The sequence below is a fragment of the Nocardioides sp. NPDC006273 genome (genome assembly GCF_040613495.1).
Classification (GTDB): Bacteria; Actinomycetota; Actinomycetes; order Propionibacteriales; family Nocardioidaceae; genus Nocardioides.
In genome coordinates, this window is record NZ_JBEXSD010000029.1 from 58,097 (window position 1) to 67,784 (window position 9,688).

The window sequence follows — 9,688 nt, forward strand, 5'->3', positions numbered from 1 at the left end:
GGGTTTCGAGAAATCGTGGAAATCCCCAGGGAGGTATCGACGTCGCTTATCGTGACGCCATGGCCAACCTCCGCGCAGCCCAGAGGGCGATGACTCGCCAGCTCCTGCTGGATGCGGCGATGGACCGGTTCGTCGCGAGCGGCTACGCGGCCACGACGATCGACGAGATCGCCTCGGCGGCAGGCACCACCCGGGTGACGTTCTATGCCTACTTCGGCTCGAAGTCCGAGATCCTCAAGGCCCTGATCGCCGAGCGCCTCGAGGACGAGCTGGCCCAGCTCCGCTCCCCGCAGGGCAACTCGCTCGGCGGCCTCGCCGATGCGGTGGCGGTCGGCACCCATGAGCAGCTGGGGGCCTGGATCCGGCAGGCCGTGGCCCAGTGGCCGGGGGTGCGCCCGATCGTCACGATCGTCCGGGCCGCCCAGGCGGTCGATCCCGATCTCACCCACATCGTCGACGGGTGGACGGACGAGACGATCGAGGACGTCAGCGCGGGGCTGGACAAGGCGGGCCGGTTCGACGCCGACAGCCGTCGGCTCCGCGGCGCACTGGCGGTCGGTCAGCTCGACTACCTGTTCCAGCGCTGGGCCGATGGGTTCTGGGGTGTCGAGCAGGACCGCATGTGCGAGCTGATCACCGAGAGCTGGGTCATGCTACTGGGCGACCCGGACTGACCGGCGGGTCACAGGAAGGTCTGGCCCTCGCCGCGGTAGGTCGGCGCGACGGTGATGATCGAGTCACCCTCGATCAACTGGAGGACGTCGAGCCGCTCGCAGACCTCCCCGGCCTTCGCGTGGCGGAACCAGACCTTGTCGCCGATCGCGAGCACGTCAGCGGCGTGCCCGCGCAGCGGCGTCTGCACCTCCCCGGCGCCTTCGGTTCCGACGTACTCCAGCCCGAAGGGGTAGGTCGGGGTCGGGACCCGGTCGTGCCCGGGCGGGCCGGAGGCGATCCAGCCGCCACCGGCCACGGTGACGATTCCGGCCGCGGGGCGCCGGACGACGCTCAGCCCGAAGTAGGCCGCCGGATGGGGCGTGAAGGCGTCGTAGCGGTCGAAGAGGGTCGGACCGTAGAGCCCGGACCCGGCCGCGATCTCGGTCACCGAGTGATCGGCGCGGGTGGACTCGATCGAGCCCGTGCCGCCGCCGTTGACGAACTCGAGGTCGGCCAGCGAGCGTACGGCGGCGACGATCTTCCCACGGCGCTCGGCGATCTCGGCGATGGCGGCCTTCTTCATCCTTCTGATGACGGCCGCGGGCGGGTTGCCGCCCAGCGGACGGTCGACGGTGCCGGCGACCTGGCCCTCGTAGGCCATCAGCCCGACCAGCTGGAAGGCCGGATCCTCGGCGACGATCCGGGCGAGGGCGACGGCGTCCTCGGGCGTGCGCACCGGGGAGCGGCGGGCACCGAGCCAGATGCGGTGGGCGATCACCAGGGCGGCGTCGAGGTCGATGGCGACGCGTACGGGCGCTGCCGGAGTGCCGATCGCGGCCTTGACCAACGCCAACCCCTCGGCGCTGTCGACCATCAGCGTGATCCGGGCGAGCTTCTCCTCGTCGTTCGCGAGGGCCGCGAGACCGGCGCGGTCCGCGGTCGGATAGCCGATCACGATGTCGTAGTGCGTCTCGGCCAGCCACAGCGCCTCTGCCAGCGTGAACGCCAGGATCCCCTCATATCCCTCGCGGGCGAGCACGCGGTCGATCAGCGCCCGGCAACGTACGGACTTGCTCGCCACCCTGATCGGGGTGCCCGCGGCGCGGCGCACCAGGTCGTCGGTGTTGGCGTCGAACGCCTGCAGGTCCACCACCCCGACGGGCCCGTCGAGGCAGGCGGTCGCGCGGTCGAGTCGTTCGTGCTGCTGGGCCGAGAGATGGTGGGAGCGTTGAATAGAGGGCTTAACCACGACGCACGTGTCTATGCCCCGCGCGGCACCCGCGTCAACGCTGTTCGACCAACTGTTCCGCCCGGCGGCCAAAGCGTTGACCGTGCGCCGCGGAACCGCCACTCTTGCCCGCGTGAGCGGCGTGAGCGGCGTGAGCGGCGTGAGCGGCGTGAGCGGCGTGAGTGGCATGAGTGGCATGAGTGGCATGAGTGGCGTGAGCGAGTGGCGGAACTGGGCGGGAAACCAGGCGACGGGCCCGATCGAGGTCGTCGTGCCTCGCGACGAGGCCGAGCTCGCTGCCGTCGTCGTGGCCGCGGCGGAGGCCGGACGGAGGGTACGGCCGATCGGCGCGGGGCACTCGTTCACCGCGATCGGGTCCCCGGCCGACATCCAGGTCAGCCTGGACCGTCTCACCGGGATCGTGCGCGCCGACTCGACGGCCGGCCTGGTGACGGTGCGCGGCGGCACCCGGCTCAAGGTCCTCAACCGCGCGCTCGAGGCGCTCGGGCTGTCGATGACCAACCTCGGCGACATCGAGGAGCAGTCGATCTCGGGGGCGATCTCGACCGGCACCCACGGCACCGGAGCGCGATTCGGCGGTCTGGCGACCCAGGTACGCGGCCTGCGGCTGCTCCTCGCCGACGGCTCCGTGGTCTCCTGCTCAACGGCGGAGAACCCGGAGATCTTCGACCTCGCCAGGGTGGGGCTCGGCGCGCTCGGGATCGTCGTCGAGGTCACGCTCCAGACCGAGCCGCTCTTCGCGCTCAACGCGCGCGAGGGCAACGGCGAGCTCGTCGAGGTGATGGCCTCGTTCGAGGCCCATGCGTCGGAGACCGATCACTTCGAGTTCTACTGGTTCCCGCACACCACCCGGGTCCTGACCAAGCACAACACCCGGCTGCCGCTCCCCGAGACCTCGCTGGAGCCGGTGGGCCGGGTCCGCGGCTGGTTCGACGACGAGCTCCTCTCCAACACGGCCTTCGGAGCGACCGTCGGACTCGGTCTTCGGGTCCCCGGCCTGGTCAAGCCGCTGGCCCGCTTCGCCGCTTCCGCCCTCTCGCCGCGCGAGTTCACCGACATCTCCTACCGGGTCTTCACCTCGCAGCGGAGGGTGCGGTTCGTGGAGAGCGAGTACGCCGTTCCGCGTGCCGCCGGGATGGATGTCCTCGCAGCGCTGCAACGTGCGGTCGAGGCGTCCTCGTGGAACATCTCCTTCCCCGTCGAGGTCCGGGTCGCGGCCGCCGACGACATCCCGCTGTCCACCGGGTTCGAGCGCGAGAACGTCTACATCGCCATTCACACCGCACCCACCTCGCCGTGGCGCGAGGAGTACTTCGCGGCCTTCGAGCGCATCGCCGGCGAGGTCGGCGGCCGCCCGCACTGGGGCAAGATGCACACGCTCTCCGCGGCTGACCTGGCCGAACGCTATCCGCGGTTCGGTGACTTCGTCGCGTTGCGCGACAAGCTCGATCCCTCGCGGATCTTCGGCAACCCCCACCTCGAGCAGGTCCTCGGCCCCTGACCCTCCCGCCGGCTAGACGGCGGTCGGCTCCGGCTCCTCCTCGCGCGGGAAATGGGCCTGCTTGAAACGTACGGCCATCCGGGTCGACGGACCCATGCCGGCCGCGGCGACGACGATGATGGCGGCGATGACGACCCAGCCGGCGCCGCTGTAGAAGTCGGGATGCCAGCCCATGGCGAGGAAGGTGAACAGCGCCGGGGCCCAGGCACCGCCGAGCTGGCGGCCGATGCCGGCGACGCCCTGGTACTCACCACGCCGGTCGGGGTCCATGAGCTCGGCCTGGAAGGCCCACGAGGCGGAGCCGATGGCGAGCTCGGCGCCGGTCACGGCCACATGGCCGACCCAGACCAGGAAGATGGTGAGGAACCCGCGGGTGTCGTGAGTGACCAGCGTGATCGCGCAGGCGGCGACGAAGAACGCGCTGCTCCACCACACCCTCCGCAACGCGTCGCGGACGTTGCGGACGCCCTTCGAGGTGTAGGCCGGGAGGATGATGCAGAGCACCGTGTTGGTCGCGAAGAGCCAGGCCAGGAGCCAGCGCGGCGAGTCGGTGTACTCGACCAGCCACAGCGGGATCACGGTGTGCAGCAGCACCTGGTTGGACCACAGCGTGCCAGTGAAGGTCGTCACCAGCAGCCAGCCGACGTTGCGCAGCGCGCCCGGCCCCGGCAGCTTCTCGACGATCTCGCCCGCGGCGCGACGTACGTCGTGGGGAGCCATCGGCAGCCGGGTGATCCAGACCGAGTTGGCGATCCCGATGGCCAGCGCGAAGAACGGTACGCCCCACTTGAGGACCGTGTCCGTGTCCATCGCGAGCGCGATACCGGCGATCAGGGCGCCGATGGTGAAGCCGAGGTTGAGGCTGGAGTACATGAACGCCTGGGTCTGGACCCGCTCCTTGTCGGGGAGGACATCGAGGACGTACGCATTCCGGCCGGCGCCGCCCGCGTTGTTGACCACCTCGAAGACGACGATGACGCACAGGTAGGCCCAGAAGCCGTGGATGAACGGCATCGTCGCGAACATCAGTGCGCTGATCAGCGCGCTGATCGCCCAGACCCGCTTGGGGCCGATGAGGTCGGCCAGCTTGCCCATCGGGTAGGCGGTGAGGAACGACGCGATCCCCGCCACCGTCAGGCCGACGCCGATCTGCGCCGGGCTCAGGCCGACGAACGCGACCAGATAGAACGCGGCCGCGGTGTTGAAGGTGCCGTCTCCCGCCGCGAAGAGAAGCGACTGCGTCGCCAACCGCCGCGACAACGGCGTCGGCGGGATCAGGTTCTGGAGAAAGACGGGCAGGCCTGGCACCGGCTGATTCCATCACTGCACCCGGGCCGTTGACACCTTGTTTTAGCCGAGACGTCACCCCGTCGGCCGAGACGTCAGGCGCGTCGGCCGAGGTGGCATCGGCGTGCCACCTCGGGCGACGTGCGTGACGCCTCGGCTCAGTTGAAGCGGCGGGAGGCGAGTGCCTCGACGGCGTCGCGGGCGGTGGCAGCGACGGCGAGGTCGACGTCGTTCTGGATCCGGGCCGTGCGGTCGGAGTCGGTGAGGGCGGCGATGGCGACGCGGCCACCGGGGTGGGTGACGACGGCGATCTCGTGCCGCAGGGTGAGGAACCCACCGGTCTTACCAGCGAGCTGGATGTCGTCGGCGAGCAGATCGGCGGCGAGCCGATGGGTGAAGACCTGCTTGCCCATCGTCTCGCGCAGCATGGCGGTCGCCTCGGGCTTGGCGATCTCGTCCCGCCAGACCCGCTCGAGCAGGTCGACGCAGGCGCGCGGCGAGCCGACGGTGGCGCGGTCGACGTCAAGGGAGTCGATCACGTGTCGGCCGCCCGGGCGGCGACCCTCGACCGCGAGCTGGGTGGCGAGGGCGAAGTCGTGGCCGGCGAGGCGGGTGGCGTAGTCGTACATCGGCTGCATCCGGTGGCGCACTCGCAGCCCCTCTACACCCCACTCGGCGAGCTGCTCGTCGACCTCGCGGGGCGAGACCTTGTCGAAGAGCGCGTCGGCGGCGGCGTTGTCGCTGAGGCTGAGCATCATCAGCATCAGGTCGGTGACGGAGCAGGTCACGTCGTGGGCGAAGGCCGACAGGCCGAACGGCCCATAGCTCCGCTCGTCGGCGGTCAGCGTCACCTTCGCGGCGGGATCGATCTCGCCGCGGGCGATCCGGTCGGCGACGACCAGGGCGAGCGGGACCTTGGCCACCGACGCCAGCGGCAGCTGGCGGTCGACGCCGACCCCGACCTCCTGGCCGGTGTCGATGTCACGGGCCAGGAACGCGACCCTGACCTGGAGATCCCGGAAGCGCTCGTCGGTGGCCTCGGCGAGGTCGATCAGCCCTCGGTCGCTACCGATCAGCGGGCTCATCCGCGCCCCTCCTCAGGGGCGCCGACGCACGCGCCGAGCAGGGCGAGAGCCTGCGCTCGCACCTCGCCTGCAGCCAACGGCCCCGGCAGTGGCTGCAGCTCCGCCAGCCGATGACCGCGGGCCACGAGGTCGATGAAGGGCGACCAGCTCAGTCCGTACGTCACCGCCTCGTGTCGTGCGCAGACCATGGTCCCGCGCCCCGCCAACGTCTCGGCCACCGCGAGCTGGTGCGGCGTACGGCGCAGGGCAGCCGGGCCGATGCCCGCGCCGTCCGCCAGCCGCCGCAGTCGGCCGGCGGGGTCGTCCAGGTCTCGTGGGAGAGCCAGCACCTGCGTACGCTCCCCGCCTCTGCGGGGGCGCAGCGATCCCAGTGACACCGGCCTCGGCATGTCCCCGATCGCGGCAGGCAGGGTCGCGGCCCCGAGCGGGGTGGCCCAGGTGGCTGCGTCGGGGTCGCACGCGTCGACCAGCCAGGCGGCCGACTTTGGCGCCTCCTCGCCGTCGCTCGCGAGGCGTACCTCGACGCCTTCTCTCTCCAGCAGCGCGACCAGCCGGGCCAGCGGGGCAGGGTCGCAGCCCGACGGCACCCCGACCACGAAGCGCTCCCGGTCATGCCGGCGGATGCTCCGCAGCAGATGGTCGGCCTGGTCGAGGAGATGCCTGGCGCGCGGGAGCAGCGCGTGCCCGGCCGGGGTGAGCGCGATCTGGCGGCGACTGCGGTCGATCAGCTCGACGCCCAGCTCGCCCTCGAGGGCACGCAGGCGCCGGCTGAGCAGCGGCTGGTCGACACCCAGCTCCAGGGCGGCCTCCGAGACGCTCATCTCGTCGGCGACCGCGGCGAAGCCGCGCAGATGAAGCAGTAGGTCCACGCGTACAGGATGTCCGATCGACCGCAGCACGTCCCATGTCACCAGCACATACGTCCATGTCGGATCGTCCTTGGACGCCGTCGCCGCGGCGGCGGCACGATTCCCGCACCACCTCAGGAACGACCTCCAGCAAAGGACTCACATGACTCACCCGATCCTCAGCCGCCGCGCCGTCCTGGGCGGAGCCGCGGCCGCGGCCGCCGTCGCCGCTACCGCAACTGCGACCGCCGGCGGTGGCTCGATGGCGTACGCCGCCGGCAGCGCCTCGATCGCCGCCCTCGAGCAGAAGCACGGGCGTCTGCTCGGCGTGTGGGCCAAGAACATCCGGACCGGACGCACGATCGAGCACCGTTCCGAGGAACGCTTCCCGATGCTGTCGACCTTCAAGACCCTCCTCGCCGCGCAGATCCTGCGGGACCTCCCCGCGCGTACGCTCCAGCAGCGCCTGACCTGGGACCCGAGCGACGTCGTCGTCAACTCCCCGATCACCTCGCTCACCACCCGCAACGGCCTGACGGTGGCGCAGCTCTGCGAGGCGGCCGTCACCCGGTCCGACAACACCGCGGCCAACGTACTGATGCGTCTCGTGGGCGGGCCGGCGGGCGTCACCGCCTTCGCCCGCTCCCTCGGCGACGACGTGAGCCGCCTGGACCGCTGGGAGCCCGACCTCAACAGCGCGATCCCCGGCGATGTGCGGGACACCACCACGCCGCACGCGATCGCCCGGTCCTACACCAAGCTGCTGCTCGGCAACGCCCTCGGTCGCACGGACCGCGCCCAGCTGACCACCTGGATGCTCGCCAACCAGTCGACCGTGACCCGGTTCGGTGCCGGGGTCCCCGCTTCCTGGCGCCTCGCCGACAAGACCGGCGGCGGCGAGTACGCCACGCGCAACGACGTCGGCGTCACCTGGACCCCCGACGGCGCCCCGATCGTCATCGCCGCCCTCACTCGCTCCGACGACCCCGCCGCCGTCCCCCTCGACGCCCCCCTCGTGGACATCGCGGCAACGGTCTGCTCCGAGCTCGCCTGACCCGCGACGGCTGACCCGCGACGGCGGCCACGCGACGTGTAACACGTCGTTTGTAGGACTACTCGCCCGTTATAACGACCGGATAGACCTACAAACGACGTGTTACACGCCCGGCGTCGGCCTGAGCTCGGCCGGCTCAGGCTCCGTACACGCTCTCCGGCACCGGCGCCTGCGCGAGGAGCTTACGGAGGGCCGGGCCGACGTCGGCGGCCTCCCACCGCGCACCGGCGTCGGCCGAGGGGCCGTGGGCCCAGCCGTTCTCGACGGTGATCTCGGTCCCGTCGATCTCGATGACCCGACCGGTGATGTCACGGGCGTCCTCCGAGGCGAGCCAGGCGACGACGGGGCTGTTGTCCTCGGGGAGCGCCATCGCGGAGGTGTCGAAGGCTCCTTCGGTCATCCGGGTCTTGGCCACGGGCGCGATCGCGTTGACCGTGACGCCGTAACGGGCCATCTCGGCGGCGGCGACGAGCGTCAGCCCGGCGATCCCGGCCTTGGCGGCGGAGTAGGTGCCCTGTCCGATCGAGCCCTGCAGGCCCGCGCCGGAGGAGGTGTTGATCACCCGAGCAGCCCGCTGGCGGCCCTTCTTGGACTCCGCCCGCCAGTACGAACCCGCGTGCCGTAGCGTCGCGAAGTGGCCCTTCAGGTGCACCCGGATCACCGCGTCCCACTCCTCCTCGGAGGTGTTGACGAGCATCCGGTCGCGTACGAATCCGGCGTTGTTCACGAGGATGTCCAGACCGCCGTACGTCTCGACGGCCTGTCGCACCATCGCCTCGGCAGCCGCGAAGTCGGCCACATCGGCGGAGTTGGCAACCGCCTCCCCACCTGCGGAGACGATCTCCTCGACCACCTGCTCAGCAGGAGAGTCCCCGGTGCCCTCCCCCGCCAGGGAGACGCCGAAGTCGTTGACGACGACCTTCGCGCCGTGGCGGGCGAGCTCGAGCGCGTGCGCCCGGCCGATGCCTCGTCCTGCCCCCGTGACGATCGCGATCCGGCCTTCGAGCAGTCGAGCCATGGTGGCATCCCCTTCCAGTCTTGCGTTCAGAAACCAAGCAACTGCTAGGCTACCAAGCAATCGCTAGGTTAGGAACGTCATGGGCATCTCCACCGAGGTCACCGACGAGCAGATCGCCGTCGTCACGATGAACCACCCGCCGGTCAACGCACTGCCGGTGAAGGGCTGGTTCGAGGTCGCCGACGCCGTCACGACCGCCGCCCGCGATGGCGCCCGAGTCGTGATCCTGCGCGCCGAGGGCAAGGGGTTCAACGCCGGCGTCGACATCAAGGAGATGCAGCAGATCGAGGGGTTCGAGGGCATCCTCGGCGCCAACCGCGGCTGCTACGCGGCCTTCAAGGCGATCTATGAGTGCCCCGTCCCGGTCATCGCCGCGGTCAACGGCTTCTGCCTCGGCGGCGGCGTCGGCCTGGTCGGCAACGCGGACACGATCGTGGCCAGCGACGACGCCTTCTTCGGCGTACCCGAGGTCGACCGCGGAGCCCTAGGCGCCGCCACCCACCTGAGCCGGCTGGTGCCACAGCACATGCTGCGTACGCTCTATTTCACCGCTCAGACCGTCACCGCCCAGCGCCTCCACGAGCTCGGTTCCGTCCACGCCGTGGTCCCCCGCGAGGAGCTAGACGAGGCCGCGCTCGAGGTCGCGAGGCAGATCGCGAAGAAGGATCCCCAGGTCATCCGCGCCGCCAAGGCTGCCCTCAACGGCATCGACCCGATCGACGTGAACGCCTCGTACCGCTTCGAGCAGGGCTTCACCTACGAGCTCAACCTCGCCGGCGTCGCCGACGAGCGCCGCGACGCCTTCGTGAAGGACGGAAGATGATGCCCACTCGGCGCAACTGCCCCGCCCCACAGCGCCGAGTCGGCGCAACTGCCCCACGTTACGACGTCCAGTCGGCGCGACTGCCCCACGCGCTCGCGCGCTCCACCTCAAGCACGGCACCAGCGGCCGCCGCACGGCGGACATCACCACCGCCGCCGGTGACGGCTGG

Annotated in this window: 9 protein-coding genes; 4 read left to right on the plus strand and 5 right to left on the minus strand. The window is 70.8% G+C overall.

Annotated elements, in window-relative coordinates:
* Positions 1 to 59: 59 nt before the first annotated feature.
* Positions 60 to 674 carry a TetR/AcrR family transcriptional regulator gene (locus tag ABZZ22_RS14435; RefSeq protein ID WP_354932421.1) on the plus strand — a complete coding sequence of 205 codons (615 nt, stop codon included), beginning with the start codon at positions 60 to 62 and terminating at the stop codon, positions 672 to 674.
* A gap of 8 nt (positions 675 to 682) precedes the next feature.
* Here the strand turns inward: ABZZ22_RS14435 and ABZZ22_RS14440 are convergent, their stop codons facing one another.
* On the minus strand, positions 683 to 1,903 hold the full coding sequence (locus tag ABZZ22_RS14440; RefSeq protein WP_354932423.1) for an amino acid deaminase/aldolase: 1,221 nt from the start codon (positions 1,901 to 1,903) through the stop codon (positions 683 to 685).
* Between the two features lie 175 nt (positions 1,904 to 2,078).
* Between ABZZ22_RS14440 and ABZZ22_RS14445 the strand changes: the two genes are divergently transcribed.
* Entirely contained in the window at positions 2,079 to 3,404 is a 1,326-nt protein-coding gene (locus ABZZ22_RS14445) for a D-arabinono-1,4-lactone oxidase (protein WP_354932425.1), read from the plus strand.
* 12 nt (positions 3,405 to 3,416) lie between these two features.
* Here the strand turns inward: ABZZ22_RS14445 and ABZZ22_RS14450 are convergent, their stop codons facing one another.
* The 3 genes from ABZZ22_RS14450 to ABZZ22_RS14460 all read right to left on the minus strand — a co-directional run bounded on the left by ABZZ22_RS14450 (position 3,417) and on the right by ABZZ22_RS14460 (position 6,645).
* Positions 3,417 to 4,712 carry an MFS transporter gene (locus tag ABZZ22_RS14450; protein ID WP_354932427.1) on the minus strand — a complete coding sequence of 432 codons (1,296 nt, stop codon included), beginning with the start codon at positions 4,710 to 4,712 and terminating at the stop codon, positions 3,417 to 3,419.
* Positions 4,713 to 4,849: 137 nt separating this feature from the next.
* Positions 4,850 to 5,776 carry a serine hydrolase gene (locus ABZZ22_RS14455; protein ID WP_354932429.1) on the minus strand — a complete coding sequence of 309 codons (927 nt, stop codon included), beginning with the start codon at positions 5,774 to 5,776 and terminating at the stop codon, positions 4,850 to 4,852.
* Entirely contained in the window at positions 5,773 to 6,645 is an 873-nt protein-coding gene (locus tag ABZZ22_RS14460) for a LysR family transcriptional regulator (protein ID WP_354932431.1), read from the minus strand. Before ABZZ22_RS14460 ends, ABZZ22_RS14455 begins: the two co-directional genes overlap by 4 nt.
* Positions 6,646 to 6,787: 142 nt before the next feature.
* On the opposite strand from ABZZ22_RS14460, the gene bla reads away from it, so the two are divergent.
* Complete coding sequence (gene bla, locus ABZZ22_RS14465; protein WP_354932433.1) at positions 6,788 to 7,678, plus strand: class A beta-lactamase; 891 nt, start codon at positions 6,788 to 6,790, stop codon at positions 7,676 to 7,678.
* Between the two features lie 136 nt (positions 7,679 to 7,814).
* On the opposite strand, the gene ABZZ22_RS14470 is transcribed toward bla, so the two are convergent.
* The gene (locus ABZZ22_RS14470; RefSeq protein ID WP_354932435.1) at positions 7,815 to 8,696 is read right to left on the minus strand and encodes an SDR family oxidoreductase; all 882 of its coding nucleotides are present in this window, start codon (positions 8,694 to 8,696) and stop codon (positions 7,815 to 7,817) included.
* A gap of 79 nt (positions 8,697 to 8,775) precedes the next feature.
* Here ABZZ22_RS14470 and ABZZ22_RS14475 point away from each other — a divergent pair, with 79 nt between their 5' ends.
* Entirely contained in the window at positions 8,776 to 9,519 is a 744-nt protein-coding gene (locus ABZZ22_RS14475; protein ID WP_354932437.1) for an enoyl-CoA hydratase family protein, read from the plus strand.
* Positions 9,520 to 9,688 lie beyond the last annotated feature (169 nt).

What these genes read in the sequence shown, in the direction of transcription:
- ABZZ22_RS14435 (WP_354932421.1), top strand. Translation starts at nt 60, where the DNA reads ATGGCCAACCTCCGCGCAGCCCAGAGGGCGATGACTCGCCAGCTCCTG.
- ABZZ22_RS14445 (WP_354932425.1), top strand. Translation starts at nt 2,079, where the DNA reads ATGAGTGGCATGAGTGGCGTGAGCGAGTGGCGGAACTGGGCGGGAAAC.
- ABZZ22_RS14455 (WP_354932429.1), bottom strand. Translation starts at nt 5,776, where the DNA reads ATGAGCCCGCTGATCGGTAGCGACCGAGGGCTGATCGACCTCGCCGAG.
- bla (WP_354932433.1), top strand. Translation starts at nt 6,788, where the DNA reads ATGACTCACCCGATCCTCAGCCGCCGCGCCGTCCTGGGCGGAGCCGCG.
- ABZZ22_RS14470 (WP_354932435.1), bottom strand. Translation starts at nt 8,696, where the DNA reads ATGGCTCGACTGCTCGAAGGCCGGATCGCGATCGTCACGGGGGCAGGA.
- ABZZ22_RS14475 (WP_354932437.1), top strand. Translation starts at nt 8,776, where the DNA reads ATGGGCATCTCCACCGAGGTCACCGACGAGCAGATCGCCGTCGTCACG.